Source organism: Desulfocurvus sp., from assembly GCF_023230885.1.
GTDB lineage: Bacteria > Desulfobacterota > Desulfovibrionia > Desulfovibrionales > Desulfovibrionaceae > Desulfocurvus.
In genome coordinates this window covers 1-19,962 of the sequence record NZ_JALNWM010000037.1, presented here as the reverse complement: position 1 = coordinate 19,962, position 19,962 = coordinate 1, and the positions used below count along the sequence as shown (strand labels likewise).

The 19,962-nt window shown below is 72.9% G+C and carries 18 protein-coding genes; 3 read left to right on the top strand and 15 right to left on the bottom strand.

What is annotated here, in order from left to right:
• Positions 1–215: 215 nt before the first annotated feature.
• The 7 genes from M0P34_RS04275 to M0P34_RS04245 all read right to left on the bottom strand — a co-directional run bounded on the left by M0P34_RS04275 (position 216) and on the right by M0P34_RS04245 (position 10,072).
• The gene (locus M0P34_RS04275) at positions 216–3,221 is read right to left on the bottom strand and encodes an AIR synthase-related protein (protein ID WP_291496718.1); all 3,006 of its coding nucleotides are present in this window, start codon (positions 3,219–3,221) and stop codon (positions 216–218) included.
• Positions 3,222–3,436: 215 nt separating this feature from the next.
• The gene (locus tag M0P34_RS04270; RefSeq protein ID WP_291496716.1) at positions 3,437–5,938 is read right to left on the bottom strand and encodes a diguanylate cyclase; all 2,502 of its coding nucleotides are present in this window, start codon (positions 5,936–5,938) and stop codon (positions 3,437–3,439) included.
• A gap of 17 nt (positions 5,939–5,955) precedes the next feature.
• Positions 5,956–6,921, bottom strand: a complete 966-nt coding sequence (locus M0P34_RS04265) for a polyprenyl synthetase family protein (protein ID WP_291496714.1) — start codon at positions 6,919–6,921, stop codon at positions 5,956–5,958.
• Positions 6,922–6,980: 59 nt separating this feature from the next.
• On the bottom strand, positions 6,981–7,796 hold the full coding sequence (locus M0P34_RS04260) for a 1,4-dihydroxy-6-naphthoate synthase (protein ID WP_291496712.1): 816 nt from the start codon (positions 7,794–7,796) through the stop codon (positions 6,981–6,983).
• Complete coding sequence (gene mqnB / locus M0P34_RS04255) at positions 7,793–8,506, bottom strand: futalosine hydrolase (protein ID WP_291496710.1); 714 nt, start codon at positions 8,504–8,506, stop codon at positions 7,793–7,795. The genes M0P34_RS04260 and mqnB overlap by 4 nt, the downstream gene beginning before the upstream one ends.
• 1 nt (position 8,507) lies before the next feature.
• On the bottom strand, positions 8,508–8,669 hold the full coding sequence (locus M0P34_RS04250) for a hypothetical protein (protein WP_291496708.1): 162 nt from the start codon (positions 8,667–8,669) through the stop codon (positions 8,508–8,510).
• 89 nt (positions 8,670–8,758) lie between these two features.
• Positions 8,759–10,072 (bottom strand): nucleotide sugar dehydrogenase, encoded by a 1,314-nt coding sequence (locus M0P34_RS04245; RefSeq protein ID WP_291496706.1) that lies wholly within the window; start codon positions 10,070–10,072, stop codon positions 8,759–8,761.
• 83 nt (positions 10,073–10,155) lie between these two features.
• Here M0P34_RS04245 and M0P34_RS04240 point away from each other — a divergent pair, with 83 nt between their 5' ends.
• Positions 10,156–10,359 carry a DUF2065 family protein gene (locus M0P34_RS04240; RefSeq protein WP_291496704.1) on the top strand — a complete coding sequence of 68 codons (204 nt, stop codon included), beginning with the start codon at positions 10,156–10,158 and terminating at the stop codon, positions 10,357–10,359.
• Position 10,360: 1 nt separating this feature from the next.
• Here M0P34_RS04240 and M0P34_RS04235 read toward each other — a convergent pair whose 3' ends face one another.
• From M0P34_RS04235 to M0P34_RS04200, 8 genes are all read right to left on the bottom strand, one after another.
• Positions 10,361–11,572, bottom strand: a complete 1,212-nt coding sequence (locus tag M0P34_RS04235; RefSeq protein ID WP_291496702.1) for a ubiquinone/menaquinone biosynthesis methyltransferase — start codon at positions 11,570–11,572, stop codon at positions 10,361–10,363.
• Between the two features lie 7 nt (positions 11,573–11,579).
• The gene (locus tag M0P34_RS04230; RefSeq protein WP_291496700.1) at positions 11,580–11,762 is read right to left on the bottom strand and encodes a hypothetical protein; all 183 of its coding nucleotides are present in this window, start codon (positions 11,760–11,762) and stop codon (positions 11,580–11,582) included.
• A gap of 231 nt (positions 11,763–11,993) precedes the next feature.
• Positions 11,994–13,193 carry a hypothetical protein gene (locus M0P34_RS04225; RefSeq protein WP_291496698.1) on the bottom strand — a complete coding sequence of 400 codons (1,200 nt, stop codon included), beginning with the start codon at positions 13,191–13,193 and terminating at the stop codon, positions 11,994–11,996.
• 73 nt (positions 13,194–13,266) lie between these two features.
• A complete protein-coding gene (locus M0P34_RS04220; RefSeq protein WP_291496696.1) occupies positions 13,267–13,665 on the bottom strand; it encodes a cytochrome c3 family protein in 399 nt (132 codons plus the stop codon).
• Between the two features lie 228 nt (positions 13,666–13,893).
• Positions 13,894–14,709, bottom strand: coding sequence for a precorrin-3B C(17)-methyltransferase (gene cobJ, locus M0P34_RS04215; RefSeq protein WP_366061984.1), 816 nt, complete (start codon positions 14,707–14,709; stop codon positions 13,894–13,896).
• Positions 14,706–15,803: a cobalamin biosynthesis protein gene (locus M0P34_RS04210; protein ID WP_291496692.1), complete on the bottom strand. Its 1,098-nt coding sequence runs from the start codon at positions 15,801–15,803 to the stop codon at positions 14,706–14,708. Before M0P34_RS04210 ends, cobJ begins: the two co-directional genes overlap by 4 nt.
• 9 nt (positions 15,804–15,812) lie before the next feature.
• A complete protein-coding gene (gene hemL, locus M0P34_RS04205; protein ID WP_291496690.1) occupies positions 15,813–17,078 on the bottom strand; it encodes a glutamate-1-semialdehyde 2,1-aminomutase in 1,266 nt (421 codons plus the stop codon).
• 96 nt (positions 17,079–17,174) lie between these two features.
• A complete protein-coding gene (locus tag M0P34_RS04200; protein ID WP_291496688.1) occupies positions 17,175–17,651 on the bottom strand; it encodes an Lrp/AsnC family transcriptional regulator in 477 nt (158 codons plus the stop codon).
• Positions 17,652–17,907: 256 nt separating this feature from the next.
• Here M0P34_RS04200 and M0P34_RS04195 point away from each other — a divergent pair, with 256 nt between their 5' ends.
• Entirely contained in the window at positions 17,908–18,900 is a 993-nt protein-coding gene (locus M0P34_RS04195) for an NAD(P)H-dependent glycerol-3-phosphate dehydrogenase (protein ID WP_291496686.1), read from the top strand.
• An 85-nt stretch (positions 18,901–18,985) separates the two neighbouring features.
• Positions 18,986–19,962, top strand: a 977-nt coding sequence (locus M0P34_RS04190) for a Bcr/CflA family efflux MFS transporter (protein WP_291496684.1), incomplete at its 3' end; no start/stop codon positions are given.

Genomic DNA, 19,962 nt, shown 5'->3' with positions numbered 1-19,962 from the left:
CGTCGGCGTCGGGAGTGGGGGTGGGCGTCGGGAGTGGGCGCTGGCGCTGGGAGCGGGCGTCGGCGCTGGGAGCGGGCGTCGGCGCGCCGGCAATGGCGCCGGGCGGGGTGTTCGGGGGAGGCGTGGCCGGGGGCCGCTGGCGCTGGGCGGGGGGCCTTTTCCTGGGCGGAAAAGGACCCCCCGTCCGGCGCTTGCGGGGCGCCGCCGTCCGGGGCCTATTGGGCGCCGGGGCCGTCGGTGCCGAAGGGGGCCTTCCAGGCGGCGGCGAGGGCCTCCACGGGCTGGGAGAGCACCTGGCGGCCATTCTGGGTGATGGTCAGGCTGTCGCCGCCCACGCTGCCGACGCAGGCGCAGTGCTGCCCGGCAAACAGCGCCTCGAAGGCCGCCGCGTTCTCGGGGCGCACGCTGACCAGAAGCCGCGAGTTGGATTCGGAGTAGAGCAGGTCCGTGTCCTGCATGTCGTCCGGACAGGCGGGCACCAGGGCCAGGTCGATGCTCGCGCCGATGCGCCCGCCGATGCACATCTCGGCCACGGCCACGCCCAGCCCGCCGTCGGACAGGTCGTGGGCGGCGCTGACCAGGCCGCGCGTCATGGCCTGGTGCAGGGTGCGGTAGCGGGTGCGCGCGGCCACGGCGTCCACCTGGGGCACGTCGGAGAACGGCGCCTTGTAGAGCTCCGACAGCTCGGAGCCGCCCAGCTCCGGCCGCGTGATGCCCAGCAGGTAGACCCGGTCGCCCCCGGCCTTGAAGTCCGAAGTCACGCAGCGGTTCACGTCGCCCACGATGCCCAGCACGGAATAAAGCACCGTGGGCGGGATGGATATTTTCTTCCCGCCGCCGGTGTAGTCGTTCTTCATGGAGTCCTTGCCGGAGATGCAGGGCACCCCGAAGGCCTGGCAGAAGTGGGCCAGGGCCTGGTTGGCGCGCACGAGCTGGGCCAGCTTGTAATGCCCGTCGGGGGTCTTCTCGCTCTGCACGGGGTCGCACCAGCAGAAGTTGTCGCAACCGGCCATGCGGTCGGGGTCCGCCCCGGTGGCCACGGCGTTGCGGATGGCCTCGTCGATGGCCGAGGCCATCATCCAGTAGGTGTCCAGGCGCGAGAACTTGGGGCAGATGCCGTGGGAGAGCACGATGCCCTGGTCGGAGCCGAGCACGGGGCGCAGGGCCCCGGCGTCGGAGGGGCCGTCGGCCAGGGCGCCGGTCAGCGGCTTCACCGCGCTGCCGCCCTGGACCTCGTGGTCGTACTGGCGGACCACATACTCCTTGGAGCAGATGTTCAGCCGGCCGAGCATGGTGCGCAGCAGCTTGCCGTGGTCGGCGATGAACAGGGGCATGTAGGGCTCGTCCTCCACCGGGCGCTCCCACACGGCGCAAAGCCGCATCTGCGGCACCCCGTCGTGCAGGAAGTCCATGGGCAGATAGGCCACCGGGCGCTCGCCGTAGGTGACGTGGAAGTAGCCCGAGTCGGTGAACTCGCCCAGGTGGGTGGCCTCCACGTCCATTTCCTCGGCCAGGGCCAGGAACCGGGCCAGCTTGTCCTGGGGCACGGCCAGGGTCATGCGCTCCTGGGCCTCGGAAAGCAGGATCTCCCACGGGCGCAGGCCGTCGTACTTGAGCGGCGCGCGCGAAACGTCCATGCGGCAGCCCCCGCTCATGCCGGCCATCTCGCCCACGGAGGAGGACAGCCCCCCCGCGCCGTTGTCGGTTATGGCGTTGTACAGGCCCATGTCGCGCGCGCGCATCAGGAAGTCGTACATCTTGCGCTGGGTGATGGGATCGCCGATCTGCACCGCCGTGGCCGGGGAGCCCTCGTGAAGCTCCTCGGAGGAGAAGGTCGCGCCGTGGATGCCGTCCTTGCCGATGCGCCCGCCGGTCATGACGATGGCGTCGCCGGGGTTGACGGCCTTCTCGTGGCTCGGCCGCCCGGCCACGGTGGCGGGCATGAGCCCCACCGTGCCGCAAAAGACCAGGGGCTTGCCCAGGTACTGGTCGTGGAAGACGATGGAGCCGTTGACCGTGGGGATGCCCGACTTGTTGCCGCCGTGCTCCACGCCCTCGCGCACGCCTTCGAGCACGCGGCGCGGATGCAGCAGGCGCGGGGGCAGCTCGTGCGTCCAGAAGGGCGAGGCGAAGCAGAACACGTCGGTGTTGCACACAAGGTTGGCGCCCATGCCGGTGCCCATGGGGTCGCGGTTCACGCCGACGATGCCCGTCAGGGCCCCGCCGTAGGGGTCCAGGGCCGAAGGGCTGTTGTGCGTCTCGACCTTGATGCACACGGCGTGGTCGTCGTCGAAACGGATGACGCCCGCATTGTCCTTGAACACGGACAGGCACAGGTCGTCCTGGCCGCGCGCGGCGCGGATGGCGGCGGTGCTGCCGGCTATGTAGGTCTTGAACAGGCTGTCCACGGTGGCGCGGGCGCCGGTCTCGCGGTTCTCGTATTCTATTTTCGCGTTGAATATTTTGTGCTTGCAGTGCTCGGACCAGGTCTGGGCCAGGGCTTCGAGCTCGGCGTCGGTGGGCATGGCGGGCAGGCCCTGGGCCGCGCGGGCGGCCGCCACGGCGGGGTCGCGGTAGTGGTCGCGGATGGTGCGCATCTCTTCGAGGGAGAGGGCCAGGGTGTTCTCGCGCGAGAAGGCCGTGAGGCCCTCGTCGTCCAGGGCTTCGAGGTCCACGGTGTTGACCTCGTCGTGCGCCTCGCCGGTGACGCGGGCGGCCCGGGGCTCGAAGCCCGGGGCCTGGGCCCACTGCGCGGCGCTCTTGTATTCGTAGCGCTGGATCAGCTCGTTGGCCAGGTAGCCGCTGGCGATGCGCCGCACGTCGTCCTCGTCCAGCTCGCCCGAAAGCAGGTACTGGGTGGAGGTGTATACGGCGATGTCGGCCGCCGCGGCCTTGTCCAGGCCAAGGACCAGGGCCACGGCCTCGCGGGCGGTGCGGCCCTCGTTGTCGGTGACGCCGGGGCGCAGCCCGACCTCCACGGCCCAGTCGAACCCGCTGGCCAGGGGCTCGCGCGAGGCGGTGTGCAGAACGGGGTCATGCAGGGCTCCGGCCTCCAGGATCCTGGCGATCCCGGCCTCGTCCACGCCCTGGACGGTGAAGACCTTGATGATCCGGCACTGCGCGACGGGCAGCCCCAGGGCGGCGCGCAGGCCGCGCGCGGTGCGCAGGCCGACGCTGTCGGTGACGTGGGGACGCGGGGCCAGTTCGATGCGGCAAAGCATTGCGGCGACTCCTGTAGCGGCGAAGTGGGCGCGCCCGGGCGGGCGGACCGTGAAACGGCAAACGGCGCCGTGGCGCCGGGGGGACTGTACGCGAGTCCTCGAAAAAAGCAAAACCCGTGAAGGGGCCCGCGCCCGGCAGGGCCCCGCGCCGGGCCGCCCCCCGTTTCCCGGGGCACGGCCTGCGGATCGCGTCGGCCCGTCCCCGTCCTCCCGGCTCAGGGCTCCCCGGCTTCGACGATGGCGTTGCCGCCCTTGGCCTTGGCCTGGTAGCAGGCCCGGTCGGCGCGGCGCACCAGGTCGTCGGGAGCTTCGCCCTCCAGCAGGGAGGCCAGCCCGATGCTCACCCCGAGCTCCGGGCCGAAGCGCGCCACAACGGCGTCGCGCAGGCGCCGGGCCAGGACGCGCATCCCCTCGGGGGTCGAGTCGGTGGCGATGATGGCGAACTCGTCGCCGCCGTAGCGGCAGGGCAGGTCGGTACCCTTGCGCACCGTGTCGCGCACGATGGCCGCCACGCCCCGCAGCACCTCGTCGCCCGCCTGGTGGCCGCGGGTGTCGTTGATGTCCTTGAAGCCGTCGAGGTCGAAGAAGACCATGCCCATGGGCCTGCCGGTGCGCGCGGCGCGCCTCGCCTCGCGTTCCAGGAAGGCGTGGAACTGGAAGCGGTTGAACAGCTCGGTCAGGCTGTCGAACAGGGCCTGGCGCTTGAGACGCTCCTCCAGGCGGCGCACGGAGGTCAGGTCGCGCCCGACCACCAGGAAGGCCGGGCTGCCCGCCTTGGCCCCGCGCAGGCGCGAGATCATCAGCTCCAGGGACTTGAAGGTGCCGTCGCGCAGCTGGAGGATGACCTCCACCGAGGGCGCCTCGTCGTCCAGCAGGGCCGGGCCCCAGGTCTCGGTGAAGGAGCCCACGGGCTTGGCCACGGCGAACAGGTTGCGCCCGGCCAGGCGGTCGGAGTAGCGCGGGGTGGCGAAGGTGATGTCGCCCACGGCGTTCACGGTCATGACCATGTCCTGCATGGACTCCACGAGCTGCTCCATGAACTCGCCCTGCTTGAGGGCCTGGGCCTCCAGGGCCGAGACCTCGGTGATGTCCTCGGCCAGGAAGAGCACCGAGGTCCGCCCGGCGCGGGGCTCCTTGTGCGCCGAGAAGTAGAGGCAGCGCGGGGGCTCGCCGGGCCGGGGCGGGTCGTAGCAGTAGATCTTGGAGAAGGTCGGCCGGTCGGGGTTGCCCAGGAACAGGCGCCATTCCGTGTCCACGCTGGGCACGTCCAGCAGGGACATGCAGTCCAGGATGTCGCGGCCCTGGGGGTTTTCGGGGCGCTCCAGGAAGGCGTACAGGGCGGGGTTCAGCTCCAGGATGCGCCCGTCCTCGTCCAGGCGGCCCACGCCCACGGGCAGGGCGTCCAGGGTGTCGGCCTTGGCCTCCAGCACGGCGTGGCGCAGGCAATACTGCTCGTAGGCCCGCGACAGGAAACGCAGGAACAGGCCGATGTCCTGGTCGGGGAGCTTGTCCTGGGCCGCCGGGCCGGCCTTGAGGCGCAGCTCGCCCCATTTCTCGCCCGAGGCGAGCAGCAGCAGGCGGCGCTTGGTGAACCGCCAGGGCAGGAGGTCGTCGCGCAGGGCGTGGCCGCCCTCCTCCAGGGTGCCCTCCCGGGACAGGAACAGGTCCCAGCCGTCGTCGCGCGGGGAGCGCAGGGTCAGGTCCCAGTCGGTGATGCCGAAGTTCCAGCGCAGGTGGCGGCCCACGATGCGCGCCACCGAGGGCGTGCCTCCGGAGGCCACGGTGACCTCCATGGTCTGGAAGTGGTAGTTCTGCATGGCCTGGACGGAGTGCTCGTAGAGCCGCGCCGCCGGGGCGGCCTCCTCCAGGCCCAGGATGGAAAGCATGGAGCGGTATTTCTGGATGCACACCGCGCGCATCTCCTCCACCTCGGTGGTGGAGGCGCCCAGGCGCTCGCGCAGCAGCATCTCGAACTGGACCAGCAGGATGGGGTCGCGGTCGCAGCCGGTGGCCAGCTCGGACCACTGGGTGGCCAGGGCCAGGGCCTGGGCCAGGGGCGGCAGGCTGTCCACGGCCTCGGTGTCGTGGTGGTGGGCGATGCAGCCGTCGCCCAGGTCGGGCACGCCCCATTCGTCCAGGGCGCGCAGGGTCAGCTGGGGGTGGGTCAGGCCCCAGGCGCGGGTCTCGGCCTCCATCTGCCCGGGGCGCAGGCAGGTCAGCACCTCGCCGTCCTTGCCGTAGGGCAGCATGTCGGGCGCGGTGCGCGCCACCAGCAGCAGCGAGAGATCCTTGAGCAGGGCGCAGAGGTAGGCCAGGTCGGCCTCGGCGGGGCACAGGCGCTCGGCCAGCAGCTCGGCGGCGATGGCCGCCCAGACCACCAGCCGCCAGCTGGCGAAGTTGGCCTCGCTGCCGTCGCCCGCCAGGCCCCTGCCCGCGAAGGACACCGACAGGGCGATCTTGAGGATCTCCTTGGTGCCAAGGACCACGGCCGCCCGTTCCAGGGTGGTGACCTTCTGGGTCAGGGCGTAGAAGGGCGAGTTGACCAGGGTCAGGGCGGCGGCGGAGAGCACCGGGTCCAGGCCGATGACCCGGGCGATGTCTTCGAAGTCGGGGTTGGGCTTGACCAGCTCGCGCATGAGCTGGGCCGTGACCGGGGGGAAGACCTGTTCGAGCCCCTGGCGCACCGAGGCGAGAAGGCGTTCCGTTCCGCTGCTCATGACCGCTCCCGGGAGGGTTATTTGTTCCTGGACAGCACCAGTTCCAAAATGTCGGCCATCAGGTCGCGCTCCTGGCCGCCGGGGAAGGCGTCCAGGGCCTGGGCGGCCCGGGCCGCATAGACGCGCGCGGCCTCGCGCGTGGCCTCGGCGCAGCCCGAGGCCGCCACCGCGTCGGCGACGCCCCGGGCGGCCCCGGCGTCCAGCTCGTCCTTCGCGATGCGGGCCTCCAGCTCCTGGCGGGCCTGCGGGGCCAGGGAGCGCAGGTGCAGGATCAGCGGCAGGGTCATCTTGCCCTCGCGCAGGTCGCCGCCCGAGGGCTTGCCCATGACTTCCGACGGGCTCACATAGTCCAGGGCGTCGTCCACCAACTGGAAGGCGATGCCCAGGTTCAGGCCGTAGTCGTGGGCGGCGCGTTCCGCGGCCTCGCCGCGCCCGGACAGGATGGCCCCGCACTCGCAGGCGCCCTGGAACAGGTAGGCCGTCTTGCCGGTGATGATCTCGTAGTAGCGTTCCTGGCTCATGGCCGTGTCGCGCACGCTGGCGATTTCCATGATCTCGCCGGTGACCGTGCGCAGGATGGCCTCGGAGAGCACCGCGTTCATGCGCGGGATGCCGTAGTCGGCCACGAGCTTGTTGGCCAGGGCCAGCAGCGCGTCTCCGGCCAGGATGGTTTCGGTGCGCCCGAACTCCACATGGGCCGCCGCGCGGCCCCGGCGCATGACGGCCGCGTCGAGGATGTCGTCGTGCAGCAGGGTCGCCGAGTGCAGAAGCTCCAGGGAGCAGGCCATGGGATAGGGGTCGGCCGTGCAGCCCAGGGCCCGGGCGGTGACCAGGGCCAGCAGGGGCCGCAGGCGTTTGCCCCCGGCGCCGAGCACATGCTGCGCGGCGGGACGCACCACGGGGTCGAGCCCCGCGGCCTGGGCGTCGAGGAAGGCGTTGATGCGCGGCAGCTCGTCTTGGAGATAGCGGGCGATGGAGTTCATGGGATGCTCATTATCCATAGGTTTGACGTGGATGGCAAGCGTTTCCAGGCGGCCCGGGCTCATGGCCGCGCTGGGCCGGGACGGACCAGGGCGCGCAGGGTTTCGAGGGCCGCGCGGCCCGTGGGGCCCATGTCCAGGCTCCGGTCGTCCACATAGGCGGCGATGTGCGCCTCCAGGGTGGGGTCGTCCAGCTCGCGGGCCAGGGCGCGCACCAGGGGCCAGACGGCCTCGCGCCGGGCGCGCGCCAGGGCCAGGCTGGCGCGGATGGCCTCGGCCGCGCCCTGGCGCGCGGCCGGGGGCAGGCCGCGGCGCACGGCGATGACGCCCAGGGGCAGGGGCGCGCCCTGGGTGTGCCCGGCCCACCATGCGCCCAGGTCCAGGCGCAGGGTCAGCCCGTGGCGCTCGGGCACCAGGGCGGTTTCGTGGATCAGCAGCCCGGCGTCGGCCCGGCCCCGGGCCACGGCGGCGGCGATGCGGTCGAAGCGCATGGGCAGCGGGGTGAAGCCGGGCCCCAAGGCCGCCCGCAGCACGGCGAAGGCCGTCGTGTCCAGCCCGGGCACTGCCACGGTGGCCGGGGCCTGGGGGCTGTCCGGCCGGGCCACGAGCTTGGGCCCGGTCGCGGTGCCGAAGGCCCCGCCGCAGGGCAGGATGGCGTAGCGCTCCTCCAGGGCCAGGGCGGCGGCGGCCGAGAGCTTGACCACGTCGAAGCGTCCGGCGGCGGCGTCCTGGTTCAGCCGCTGCACGTCGGCCCAGTGGAAGCGGGCCTGCGGCCCCGGCGCGAGGCCGAGCACCCAGGCGGCGAAGATGAACGTGTCGTTGGGGCAGGGCGAAACGGCCACGGACAGGGGGCGCGCGGCGTCCGGTGCATGGATCATGGCGGGCCCTCGGGGCCAAGGCCCAGGGCGGCCAGGATTTTCGGCAGGGCGGCCAGGGCCGCGGGCAGGGCCCAGTCCTCGGCGCGGCGCGAGCCCACGGCGTTGGAGACGGCCCGGACTTCCAGGAAGGGCAGCCCGGCCTCCAGGCAGGCCAGGGCCAGGGCGTAGCCCTCCATGTTCTCCAGCAGCGCGCCGTGGGCCGCGCGCAGGGCGTCCGCCGTGGCGGCGTCGGCGCTGGCGGCGGCCACGGTGAGCGCCGGAACCCGGGGCCAGGCGGCGGGCGGCTCCAGGCCCAGGGCCCGGGCGGCGGCGTCGGGCTCCAGGGTCAGGCTCGGACCCACGGGCCCGCTGTGGGCGTGGCCCACGGGGAAGCCCAGGGCGGCGGCGTCCACCCCGCCCCGGGTACGCAGGCCGTATTCGGGCCAGGTTTCCCGCACGGCCACGGCCACGGCGCCCAGAGGCAGGGCGGCGGTGTCGAAGCTGCCCGCGACCCCGACGTTGAGCACCCCGGCCACGGCGCCGGGGCCCAGGGCGCCCAGCAGGCGGCCCAGGCGCAGCGCAGCGCCCACGGGGCCGACCCCGGCCACCAGGGCCAGGGCCTGGCGCCCGGGCAGGGCCACGGGGACGGTGTCGCCCGGGTTCAGCCCGGGGGGCGCCCCGGGCAGGGCGGCGCGGAGTTCCTTGGCGGTGGCCAGGGCCAGAACGAGCATTTCAGTCCTTGCGCAGGGTAAGCAGGACGCGGCCCGAGGGCAGCACGCGCCGGGAGGCGATGCGCGCGCCCCGGTGGCGGGCGATGGCGTCCACCTTGAACACGCCCTCGCCCGTGGTTTCCGCCGTGAGCCCTCCGCCGGAGGGCAGCTGCGCGAGGAGCATGGAAACCTCGCGCAGCCCGCTTCAGCAGTCCCGCCAGCAGTTCACGGGGGTCGGGGCGTCGTCTCCTCGGGTGCGGTCCACGGCGTTTCCTACAGCCGCCAGAGGTCGCAGCCCGCCCGCAGCAGGGCCTGGCGGTCGAAAAAGCCCTTGAGGTCGAGCACCAGCGGGGCCTGCCCGGCGTCGAACATGGCGGCCAGGGCCGGGGCGTCCAGGGCCTGGTAGGCCAGGTGGGGCACGGCCAGGATCAGGGCGTCCAGCCCGGTGAAGTCGTCCAGGGCCGCGAGCTTGAGGCCGTATTCGTGGCGGGCCTCGGCGGGGTCGGCCAGAGGGTCGTTGACCAGGCAGGCCACCCCGTACTCCTCCAGGGCGCGGACCACGTCCACCACCTTGGTGTTGCGCAGGTCGGGCACGTTCTCCTTGAAGGTCAGCCCCAGGATGCCCACCCGCGCGCCCTTGACCAGCCGCTCGCGGGCGATGATGCGCTTGACGGCGGTCTCGGCCACGAAGCGGGCCATGCCGTCGTTGGTGCCGCGTCCGGCCAGGATGACCTGGGGATGGAAGCCGACGGCCTCGGCCTTGAAGGTCAGGTAGTAGGGGTCCACGCCGATGCAGTGCCCGCCCACCAGCCCGGGCCGGAAGGGCAGGAAGTTCCACTTGGTCCCGGCGGCCTCCAGGACCTCCAGGGTGTCGATGCCCATGCGGTCGAAGATCAGGGCCAGCTCGTTCATCAGGGCGATGTTCAGGTCGCGCTGGGTGTTTTCGATGACCTTGGCCGCCTCGGCCACGCGGATGCTGGTCACGCGGTGGACCCCGGCCGCGACCACCGAGCCGTAGACCTGGCAGAGCAGGTCGGCGGTGGCGTCGTCCATGCCCGCCACGACCTTGACGATGGTCTCCAGGGTGTGGACCTTGTCGCCGGGGTTGATGCGCTCGGGGGAGTAGCCCACGAAGAAGTCGCGCCCGCAGGCGAGGCCCGAGCGCGCCTCAAGGATGGGCACGCAGACTTCCTCTGTCAGCCCCGGGTAGACCGTGGACTCATAGACCACCACCGCGCCGGGGGCGAGGTTGGCGCCCACGGTGGCGCTGGCCCCGCGCACGGGGCCGAGGTCCGGGCTGCGATAGGCGTCGATGGGCGTGGGCACGGCCACGATGATCAGCCCGGCGCGGCGCAGGCTGGCCGGGTCGCAGCTGTATTCGATGGCCGCCCCGGCCAGGGCGCCCGGGGGCACCTCGCCGGTGCGGTCGTGCCCGGCGCGCAGCTCCCGCACGCGGCCGTCGCTGATGTCGAAGCCGATGACTGCGAAGTGGCGCGACAGGGCCACGGCCAGGGGCAGGCCCACATAGCCCAGGCCGACCACGGCCACGGGCTTGGCGCCGGAGGAAAGTTCGTCGAAGGTGGTCATGTGCTGGACTCGTCTCCTGCTGGGTTCCGGCGGAGGGCCGCCGGGGTCTGGACACGCTCCCCGGGCCGGGGTAGGACGTGCCCATGCAATTCGATTGGCCTGTTTTCGTCTGCGCCGTGGGGTTGGCCTTCGTGTTCGAGGGGCTGGTCTATGTGGCCGGGGCGTCCCGGATGCCCGCCCTGTTGCGCCTGCTCTCCGAGCGTACCCCCGCCGAACTGCGGGCCATGGGCGGCGTCGCCGTGGCCCTCGGGCTGGCGCTGGTGTACCTCGCGCGGCGCCTCGTCTAGGCTAGGACTTTCCCTTCCCCTTTGCCTTTGCCGGAGCCTTGGGTGCCTTGGCGGGCTTGGCTTTGGCCTTGGGCTGCCCCTTGGCGTCGCCCTTGGGCGCGGGCTTGGCCTTGGGCTTGGCCTTGGCGTCGGCCTTGGGCGCGGGCTTGGCCTTGGCCTTGGCCTTGGGCTTGGCGTCGGCCTTGGGCTTGGCTTTGGCCTTGGGCGCGGGCTTGGCCTGGGTGTCGGCCTTGGCCTTGGCTTTGGCCTTGGGCGCGGCCGGGGCGCTGGGCGCGGGCTCCGGGCCGCCCGTGGCGCTGCCCAGGGCGTCCAGCCCGGCCTGGAGGTTGGCGGCGGCGCGCCGGGCGGCCAGGCCCGGGGCGGGCGCCTGGGCCGGGGTGTCTCCGGCCTTGGGCCTGGCGGTCCTGGCGGGCGCGGCGGAGGTCTTTGGCGCGGCGTCGGGCTGAGGCTCCCCGGCCCTGGCGTGCGGCCTGCCGCCGACCACGAAGACGTCGCCCGTGCGGGCCGGTTTTTCGGCGACGTGGATGGTGACGATGCCGCCGGAAAGGGGCGTGTGGGCGACGTTGACGAAGCCCGCCGCGCGCAACTCGTCGGCCAGCCCCTCGGCGGGGGGGAAGGCCCGGATGGTGTCGGCCAGGTAGCGGTAGGCCGCGGCGTCGCCGGAGACCACGCGCCCCGCCAGGGGCAGCAGGCGGTCGAGATAGAAGTTGTACAGGCCCTTCCAGATGGGGCGGCTGGCGGTGCCGAATTCCAGGATGCACAGCCGTCCGCCCGGGGCCAGCACGCGCAGTGCCTCGGCGTGGGCGTCCTGGCGGGGCAGGATGTTGCGGATGCCGAAGGCGATGGTCACGGCGTCCACGCAGCCGTCGGGCAGGGGCAGAGCCCGGGCGTCGGCCTGCACGGGCTGGACGGCGTGGCGGTGGGCGCCGAGCTTGGCCGCGCCGCGGCGCAGCATGGGCAGGGCGAAATCCAGGGCCAGCACGGTGCAGCCCGGGTGCTGGCGGCGCAGTTCCAGGGCCACGTCCAGGGTGCCCGCGGCCAGGTCCAGGAAGCGGCCCGTGGTCAGGGGCCGCACCGTGCGCACCATGCGCCGACGCCAGACGATGTCCAGCCCCAGGCTCAGGAAATGGTTCAGGAAGTCGTAGCGGCCCGCGATGCGTCCGAACATGGAGCGGACGCGGCCGGCGTGGGCGGTGTTTTCGGCGCTGTGCATGGCGGCCTCAGGCGTCGTCGCCGCGCCCCGCTTCCGGGGCCTGGCCCGCGTCGGCCACGGTGCGCAGGATCGCGTTGTAGATGGACGAGAAAATCTCGGGGAAATTGCCGGGGGAGATGCGTCCGGTCTCGATGAATTTGACCGTGATCTCCTTGGCCACCTGCAGGGCCTGCTTGCTGTCCTTGTCCATCCTGGCCTCCGCGAACGTCGGGGGAAAACAAAAACCCGCCCGGGGGGAAACGGCCCAGACCACCGAGTCGGGCGTCCGGGCGGGAAAAGAGGAGGAACCGTGAAGCCCACCCTCGTTTTTCGGGCCTTGTAGCACGGCCCCAGGCGGGAGTCGAGTGTGCCCGGGGCAGGAAAAAGGGCCCGCAACGCACCGCTGCGGGCCCGGGAAAACTCGCTTCGCGGGGGGGCGGGATCAGTCGCCCGCGTCTTGCAGCAGGGCCGCGATTTCCTCGCGGATCACGCGGGCTGCGGCCGCCGCGGCCTGGCGCTCGATCTCCCCTTCCAGCTCCGCGCGCAGGGCGGTCCTGATCTCCTCGGCCAGCCCGGCCCGCAGCTCGGCTGCCAGCTCGGCTGCCAACTCGCCGCGCAGTTCGGCGGCCAGCTCGGCCTTAAGCCCCTCGGGCAGCCCGGCGGGGGGCCGGGGCGTCACGGCCAGCCGCGTTTCCAGCTCCTCGATGCGCGCGTCGATGCGCGCGCCCAGCTCCTGGCCCACCAGAACCTCCAGCCGGTCGGTGCGTTCCAGCAGTCCCTCCAGGGCCTCCTGGGGCAGCACGGCGGGTGGGCCCTCGACGAGGCGTCCGCCCGGAGCGGGGGCCGCCGGGGCGGGTTGGGCCTCGGGCTGCGGGGCGGGTTCGGGCGCCTTCCGGGGTCCGGGCGCCGGGGCGGCCTGGGGTTCGGTTTCGGGCGCGGGTTCGGGCTTTGGCTGGGGCTCCGGTTCGGACGCCTGTGCGGGCGCCTCGTCCAGGTCCAGGTCGTCCAGGCCCGCGATGGCCTGATCCAGGTCATCCAGCCCGTCCAGCCCGTCCAATCCGTCCAATCCGTCCAGGGCGCCCAGGTCGTCGTCCGGCTCTTCGTCCTGCGCGGCCTGGGGGGCGTCTTGCCTGGCTGGCGCCTGGGGCGCCGCCTCGGCCCTGGGCGCCGCCTTGGCAGGCGCGGGGCCGCCGCCGTCCAGCTCGTTCAGCAGGTCGTCGAGGCTGGACAGGTCCAGGTCGCCGTCGCCGTCGTCGTCGTCGTCCAGCCCGTCGTCCGGGGTGGTCTCGTCGTCGTCCAGGCCCGCAAGGGCGGCCTCCAGGTCGCCCAGTCCGTCCAGGTCGTCCAGGTCGGTGAGGTCGTCGCTGCCGCCCTTGCCCGGGGCGGCTTGCGGCGTGTCGTCGGGGATGTCGGAGCCCAGGGAGTCGAGCTCCTTTTCCAGGTCGCCCAGGTCGAGGTCGTCGCCGTCGGAATCGTGACCCGCAGAGCCGCCGCCCTTGTCGTCGGCGAACAGTTCCTCGAGTTCCTGCTCGAAGCTGATGTCGTCATCCGCGTCGGCCCCGCCCGCATCGGCGAGGTCGCCCTTCCTGATGATCTCGGTCAGTTCGAGGATGTCTTCCGTGTCGGCGTCGCCCGGTACCATCGCGGACCTCTCGGGGTTGCGTCCGGTGTCAGCAATGGGGGGCCGCCCGAGCGGCCCCCCTCCGATGCCAGGCCTACTCGGCGTGGCAGGCGGAACCCTTGCAGCTCGTCAGCTTCTTCTTCAGGTCCTTGTCCTTGCCGGCAACGTCGGCATGGCAGGACACGCAGGTGGGATGCGCGGCCTTCTTGCTGTGCATGGCCTGGTAGTACGAGTTGACGGACTTGTCCTTCTTGTCCATCACGTCGTGGCAACCGGCGGCGGCGCAGGACTGGATGGCGCCGGCGCCGTCCCAGGTGTGGTGGCACGCCTTGCAGTCGCTGCTGGTGTGGGTGCTGTGGTTGAACACCACGGGCTTCTCCGTCTTGGCCATCTTCAGGCCGTCGGCGGGGGCGTCGGCGGCGTTCACGGCGGGCAGCGCGGCGAAGCACATGACGGCTGCACTCATGATACCCATGGAAACGAACTTCTTCATCGCGGTTTCACCTCCTCAAGTGATTGACAAAGTATTCACACAGTGGGAGCCCTAGTGTACGTCGCTTGCCATGTCAAGGCAAGCCCCGCCGGAAAAAGGGAACGTGGCGGCGCGCATGCCGCCCCGTGCCTCCGGCTTCCGGGCCTTTGCGATTTTGAAAGCAAGATGCGGGCCAGGGTCGGGCCGCCCTCGCCTGGCCGGGCCCTGTGCGCGCCCGGCGGCAGCGGCTCACGCCTCCCTGGCGCCCGGGGGCGCGGCCCGGGGGGCGTCCGCGTCCGCGTCCGGGGGCGCGGCGGGCCCGGGGGGGTCGTATTTGTCCATGTAGCCGCGCGGGGTGATCATACGCCCGCCGTGGGCCCGGGTGCACGAGTTGCCCACGATGACGATGGAGACCATGTCCGCCGCGCCGGGGTCGAAGCCGCTCAGGGGGGCGACCAGGGCGGACTGGCCGGGGCGGCAGGCCTGGCGCACGAGGCCCACGGGCGTGTCCGGCGCGCGGTGGCGGGCGATGATTTCCAGGGCCCTGGGCAGCTGCCAGTGGCGGCGGCGCGAGCGCGGGTTGTAGAGCACGATGACGAAATCCGCGGCGGCGGCGTGGTCCAGGCGGGCCTCGATGCGCTCCCAGGGGGTCAGCAGGTCCGAGAGGCTGACCACGGCGAAGTCGTGGGTCAGCGGGGCGCCGAGCACCGCCGCGGCCGCGGCCAGGGCCGGGATGCCCGGCACCACCTCGGCGCGCACCTCGTCCAGCAGCCCGTCCCGCTCCAGCATCTCGAAGACCAGCCCGGCCATGCCGTAGACTCCGGCGTCGCCGCCCGAGACCACCGCCACCTCGCGGCCCCGGCGGGCCAGGTCGATGGCCGCGCGCACGCGGTCCAGCTCCTGGCGCATGCCCGTGACCACCACCTCCTTGCCCTCCAGCAGCGCCGGATGCACGAGGTCGATGTAGGTCTTGTAGCCGACCACGGCGTGGGCCCGGGTCAGGGCCGCCCAGGCCCGGGGGGAGAGGTGGGTGTCGTCGCCGGGGCCCAGCCCGACCACGGTCACCCGGCCAGGGCGACGGCCACCGTCACGTTGCCGCACCTGGTCTTTTGCACCAGCAGATCCTTGGTTCCCGCCAGCTTCATGGCCGCTGCCTCGCATACGCCGGGTACTCCTGTCTCGCGTTGCACCCGCGCCGAGGGGTTCGGCACGGCGATGTCCTTGAGGTCGCCCGTTTCATAGAACAGGATGGCCTTGCCCAGGCGCGCGGCGGCCTCCAGCAGCCCGGCCTCGTCGCGCTTGAGGCCGATGCTGGCCAGCCCGAGCAGGGCCAGGGGCGACAGCCCGGCCCCGGCCAGGGTGCCCTCCACGGCGGCGACGATCTCGTCCGCGCTGGCGCCCCGCCGACAGCCCAGGCCCACGGCCAGGCACGGGGGGTGCAGCACCAGCTCGCCGCCCCCGGCGGCGACCGCGCGCTCGGTGACGCGCACCCCGGGCAGCCCCGGGCGCCACGCCCCGGGCTCCGGCAAGTGCACGAAATGCCCGGGCCAGGGCTCCGGCGCGCCGGGCGCGCCGCGCAGGCCCAGGCGGTCGTCCGGGTCGAGCACCTGCACGGGGTCGCCCGCCAGCAGCGCGATGTTCACGGCCATGACCGCCCCCAGGTCGGCGATGGCCAGCCCGCGCTCGGCGGCCAGCACGTCCAGGGCGGGCAGGTCCTCGGTGTCCGTGGCCGTGGTCACCACCGCCGTGCCCGCCGTGATGGCCGCCACCTCGCGGGCCAGGGCGTTGGCGCCGCCCAGGTGCCCGGAAACGAGACTCACGGCGAAGCGGCCGCGCTGGTCCAGGGCCACCACAGCCGGGTCTCCGCCCTTGCCGCGCAGGTGCGCGGCCACGGCGCGGACCACGATGCCCGCCGCCGCCACGAACACATGGCGGCGGTAGGCCGCGAACACCGTGCCCACGAAGGGCACCAGGGCGTCGAAGGCCGTGGCCCCGGGGTGGTCCGGCTCCAGGCGCCGGGTGACGAACAGGTCGGCCCCCAGCTCGCGGGCCAGGGCCCGGCCCAGGCGCGCCCCGGCGGGGGTCAGGGCGTAGACCGCCGTGGCCGGGCGCTCGGGGGGCGGCGCGGGGCGTCCCGCGCCGCCTTCGGGCTCGAACATTGCCCGGCCCTACAGTTGCGCCGCCCGGGCGGCGCTCAGGTAGCGGTCGTAGTCCTCCTCGGTGTGCGCGAAGGACGTGAACGCGCATTCGTAGGCCGAGGGTGCGAGATTCACGCCGCCCCGGCGCATCTGGGCGTAGAAGCGCGCGTAGCGCCCGGCGTCGGCCGCGCTGGCCGAGGCGAAGTCCGTCACCGGGCCCTGGGAGAAGAACAGGGTGAAGAGGGACGCGATGTGGTTGATGGCGTGCGGCACGCCCTTCTCGGTCATGATGGCCGACAGCTCGGCCACCAGCGCGTCCGTGCGCGCCTCCAGGGCCGCGTAGTCCGCCCGGGCCAGCAGGTTCAGGGTCGCCAGCCCCGCGGCCATGGCCACCGGATTGCCCGACAGGGTGCCCGCCTGGTACACGCCGCCGCACGGCGCCACATGCTCCATGATTTCGCGCCGCCCGCCGTAGGCGCCGACGGGGTAGCCGCCGCCGATGATCTTGCCCAGGGTCGTCAGGTCGGGCGTGATGGCGAAGCGCTGCTGCGCGCCGCCCAGGGCCAGGCGGAAGCCCGTGATGACCTCGTCGAAGATGAGCAGCGCGCCGTTTTCGCTGGTCAGCTGGCGCAGGCCCTCCAGGAAGCCCGGCGCCGGGAGCACGAGCCCCATGTTGCCCGCCACGGGCTCGACGATCACCGCCGCGATGTTCTCCCCGTGCTGCCCGAACAGGGCGCGCACGGCCTCCAGGTCGTTGTACGGGGCAAGCAGGGTGTGCGCCACCACCTGCGGGGGCACCCCCGGGGTGCCGGGGATGGACAGGGTTGCCACCCCCGAGCCCGCCGCCGCCAGGAAGCTGTCGGCGTGGCCGTGGTAGCAGCCGGTGAACTTGACCACCAGGTCGCGGCCCGTGTAGCCGCGCGCCAGGCGCAGGGCGCTCATGGTCGCCTCGGTGCCCGAGCTGACCATGCGCACCATCTCCACGCTGGGCACCGCGTCCACCACGGCCTGGGCCATGTCGACCTCCTGGGGGCAGGGCGCGCCGAAGCTGGCGCCCCGGGCCGCCGCGTCGGCCGCCGCGCGGGCGACCTCGGGGTGCGCGTAGCCGAGCAGCATCGGCCCCCAGCTCATGACCATGTCCACCAGTTCGTCGCCGTCCACCGTCCGCAGCCGGGCGCCCGCGGCGCTTTCGATGAACAGCGGGTCGGCGCCCACGCTGCGGCAGGCGCGCACCGGGCTGTTGACCCCGCCGGGGATGAGTTGCTGGGCCTTGGCAAACAAGTCCTTGGAACGCATGTCGAAACTCCTGTGGCTGTGGTGCTTGCGGCGTTGGGGCGGCCGGGCGGCGGCGGGCCGGGCCCTTTCCGGGCGGCCGGGCGCCGCTTCGGGCGGCTAGAAATATTTCATGGAGGTTTTTTTCAGTTCGCGGACGGATTCGAGGACGGCGTAGTCCTCAAGGCCCGTGGCGGCGCTGAGTTCGGCCACCACGCGGGCGTGGTCGCCGGGGTTCTGGCCGTGGATCATGGTGTAGAGCTGGTAGGTCCACTCGGGGGTGGTCCGCCGGATGTAGCAGTGGGAGATTTCCGGGCGGGCGGCCATGATCCGGCCCACGGCCTCGGTGTCGGTGCCCTCGGGCAGGCGCCAGGCGACCATGGCGTTGTGGGCGTAGCCGGCCTTCTGGTGGCGCAGGGTGGCCCCGAAGCGGCGGATGGCGCCGCAGTCCTTGAGCCGCTCCACCAGCGCGAGGACCTGCTCCTCGGTGGCGCCGGTGTCGCGGGCGATGTCGGCGAAGGGCGTGGCGCTGTCGGGCAGGTCGCCCTGCACGCGGCGCAGGATGGCCTTTTCGGTGTCGGTGAATTGCATGGCCATGACGTGTTCCTCGGCTGTGTTCCTGGTGGAGTGGCCCGCGGCGGGGCGCGGCCCGGGCGGCGCTCGGGGGCGGGCCCGGAGCGGGGGGACGGCGGGTCCTGCCCGTGGCGCCCGGGTGGGGGGCGGCCCTTCCGCCCCGTGGCGCCCCGGGGCGCCCACCAGCCCTGATAGCGGACCCGGGGCCGGGATGCAAGGTTGCGCGGGGGGCGTGGGGTTTGGTATTGCTTGCGGGCGCCGTGGGGCGCGAGGAGTTTGCATGCGCATAGCGGTGATCGGCGCGGGCGCCTGGGGCACGGCGCTGGCTCATGTGAGTGCCGGATGCGGGCACCGGACGCGGCTTTGGGTCCGTTCGCCCGAGGTCCTGGATTCGTTGCGCCGGGGGGCCGGCAACGCGGTGTACCTGCCGGGGCTGGAACTGGACCCGCGCATTGCGGCCACGGACGACCGGGCCTGGGCGGTGGAGGATGCCGAGCTGCTGGTCTGGGCGGTGCCCAGCCAGTTCCTGCGCGCGTCGCTGCGCGAGTTCCGGGCGCACCTGCCCGCGCGGCCGGTGGTGGTCTGCGCCAGCAAGGGCATCGAGCTGGAGACCCTGGCGCCCATGTCGCGGGTGGTGGCCGAGGAGCTGGCGGACCTCGCGCCGCGCTACGCCATGCTTTCGGGCCCGTCGTTCGCGCGCGAGGTGGTGCGCGGGGTGCCCACGGCGGTGGCCCTGGGCTGCGGGGACGCCGCCCTGGGGTGCGAGGTCCGCCGGGCGCTCAGCTCCGCGCGGTTTCGCGTGTATACCAACGCGGACTGCCTGGGGGTGGAGCTTGGCGGGGCGCTGAAGAACGTCGTCGCCATCGCCGTGGGCTGCGCCGACGGGCTGGAGTTCGGCCACAACGCGCGCGCGGCGATCATCACCCGGGGCCTGGCGGAAATGGCCCGACTGGGCGTGGCCCTGGGCGCGCGGCCCGAAACGTTCCAGGGCCTGGCCGGCCTGGGCGACCTGGTGCTGACCTGCACGGGCGACCTGTCGCGCAACCGGCAGGTCGGCCTGGCCCTGGGCCGGGGCCAGCGCCTGGCGGACATCCTGGCGGCCACGCGCACGGTGGCCGAGGGCGTGAAGACCACCGGCAGCGTGCACCGGCTGGCCCGCGAGACGGGCGTGCCCATGCCCATCACCGAACAGCTGTACAAGGTGCTTTACGAGGACAAGGACCCGGGGCGCGCCGTGGCCGACCTGATGGCCCGGGACCTCAGGGACGAATAGCCGGGCGGGGCCTGCCGCCCGCCCTTTCCGGGCGTCCCGCCGCCGGTTTCGCCGGGGCGCGGCGCCCGCCGTCACGGACCCCCCCATGCCCAGACTGGCGCTGATCATCCTGCTGGCGGCCTTTCCGGCCCTGTCCACGGACATGTACCTGCCCGCGCTGCCCGCGTTGCAGGAGCTGTGGTCCGTCTCCCCGGTCCAGGCCAACCTGTCGCTGGTGGCCTTCTTCGTGTGCTTCAGCTTCTTCCTGCTGGTCCACGGCCCGCTGTCGGACCGTGTGGGCCGCAGGCCGGTGCTGCTGGGCGGGGTGCTGCTCTACGTCGCGGGCAGCTACGCCTGCGCGGCGGCGGGGTCCCTCGCCGCGCTGGTGGCGGCGCGCGTGGTCCAGGCCGTGGGCGCGGCGGCGGCGTCGTTTTTGTCCCTGGCGCTGACCAAGGACCTGTACGAGGGCCTGGAGCGCCAGCGCATCCTGGCCCTCATCGGGGTCATCGTGCCCCTGTGCCCGATGCTGGCACCGCTTCTGGGCGGCTGGATGCTTGAGGTCCTCTCGTGGCGCTGGATATTCCTGTGCCAGGGCACCTGCGCCCTGGTGGCGCTCTACGGCGGGCTGCGCCTGCGCGAGCCCGAGTTCGAGCGGACCCGGGGCGGGCTCGGGGCGGTGCTGGGGCGTTACGCGGTGCTGCTGTCCAACCGCCGCTATGTGGCCTATACCCTGGCCTTCTCGGTGACCTCGGCGGGCCTGTTCGCCTTCATCGGCGGCTCGGCGGACCTGTACATCCGCGATTTCGGGCTGGACGAGCGCGCCTTCGGGCTGGCCTTCGGCTTCAACGCCCTGGGCGTCATGGCCGGGGCGGCGACCTGTTCGCGGCTGTGCGTGGGCATCGAATCCTGGCGTATCCTGCGTTTCGCGCTGCTGGGGATGCTGGCGGGCGCGGCGGGCATCCTGCTCGGCGGCGCGGGCACACCGGCGGCCTTCGCCGTGCCCATGTTCGTCATGTCGTTCTTTCTGGGCATGAGCCGACCCCTGGCGAACCACATGACCCTGGAGCAGGTGCACACCGACGT

What these genes read in the sequence shown, in the direction of transcription:
- M0P34_RS04275 (WP_291496718.1), bottom strand. Translation starts at nt 3,221, where the DNA reads ATGCTTTGCCGCATCGAACTGGCCCCGCGTCCCCACGTCACCGACAGC.
- M0P34_RS04270 (WP_291496716.1), bottom strand. Translation starts at nt 5,938, where the DNA reads ATGAGCAGCGGAACGGAACGCCTTCTCGCCTCGGTGCGCCAGGGGCTC.
- M0P34_RS04265 (WP_291496714.1), bottom strand. Translation starts at nt 6,921, where the DNA reads ATGAACTCCATCGCCCGCTATCTCCAAGACGAGCTGCCGCGCATCAAC.
- M0P34_RS04260 (WP_291496712.1), bottom strand. Translation starts at nt 7,796, where the DNA reads ATGATCCATGCACCGGACGCCGCGCGCCCCCTGTCCGTGGCCGTTTCG.
- mqnB (WP_291496710.1), bottom strand. Translation starts at nt 8,506, where the DNA reads ATGCTCGTTCTGGCCCTGGCCACCGCCAAGGAACTCCGCGCCGCCCTG.
- M0P34_RS04250 (WP_291496708.1), bottom strand. Translation starts at nt 8,669, where the DNA reads ATGCTCCTCGCGCAGCTGCCCTCCGGCGGAGGGCTCACGGCGGAAACC.
- M0P34_RS04245 (WP_291496706.1), bottom strand. Translation starts at nt 10,072, where the DNA reads ATGACCACCTTCGACGAACTTTCCTCCGGCGCCAAGCCCGTGGCCGTG.
- M0P34_RS04240 (WP_291496704.1), top strand. Translation starts at nt 10,156, where the DNA reads ATGCAATTCGATTGGCCTGTTTTCGTCTGCGCCGTGGGGTTGGCCTTC.
- M0P34_RS04235 (WP_291496702.1), bottom strand. Translation starts at nt 11,572, where the DNA reads ATGCACAGCGCCGAAAACACCGCCCACGCCGGCCGCGTCCGCTCCATG.
- M0P34_RS04230 (WP_291496700.1), bottom strand. Translation starts at nt 11,762, where the DNA reads ATGGACAAGGACAGCAAGCAGGCCCTGCAGGTGGCCAAGGAGATCACG.
- M0P34_RS04225 (WP_291496698.1), bottom strand. Translation starts at nt 13,193, where the DNA reads ATGGTACCGGGCGACGCCGACACGGAAGACATCCTCGAACTGACCGAG.
- M0P34_RS04220 (WP_291496696.1), bottom strand. Translation starts at nt 13,665, where the DNA reads ATGAAGAAGTTCGTTTCCATGGGTATCATGAGTGCAGCCGTCATGTGC.
- M0P34_RS04210 (WP_291496692.1), bottom strand. Translation starts at nt 15,803, where the DNA reads ATGTTCGAGCCCGAAGGCGGCGCGGGACGCCCCGCGCCGCCCCCCGAG.
- hemL (WP_291496690.1), bottom strand. Translation starts at nt 17,078, where the DNA reads ATGCGTTCCAAGGACTTGTTTGCCAAGGCCCAGCAACTCATCCCCGGC.
- M0P34_RS04200 (WP_291496688.1), bottom strand. Translation starts at nt 17,651, where the DNA reads ATGGCCATGCAATTCACCGACACCGAAAAGGCCATCCTGCGCCGCGTG.
- M0P34_RS04195 (WP_291496686.1), top strand. Translation starts at nt 17,908, where the DNA reads ATGCGCATAGCGGTGATCGGCGCGGGCGCCTGGGGCACGGCGCTGGCT.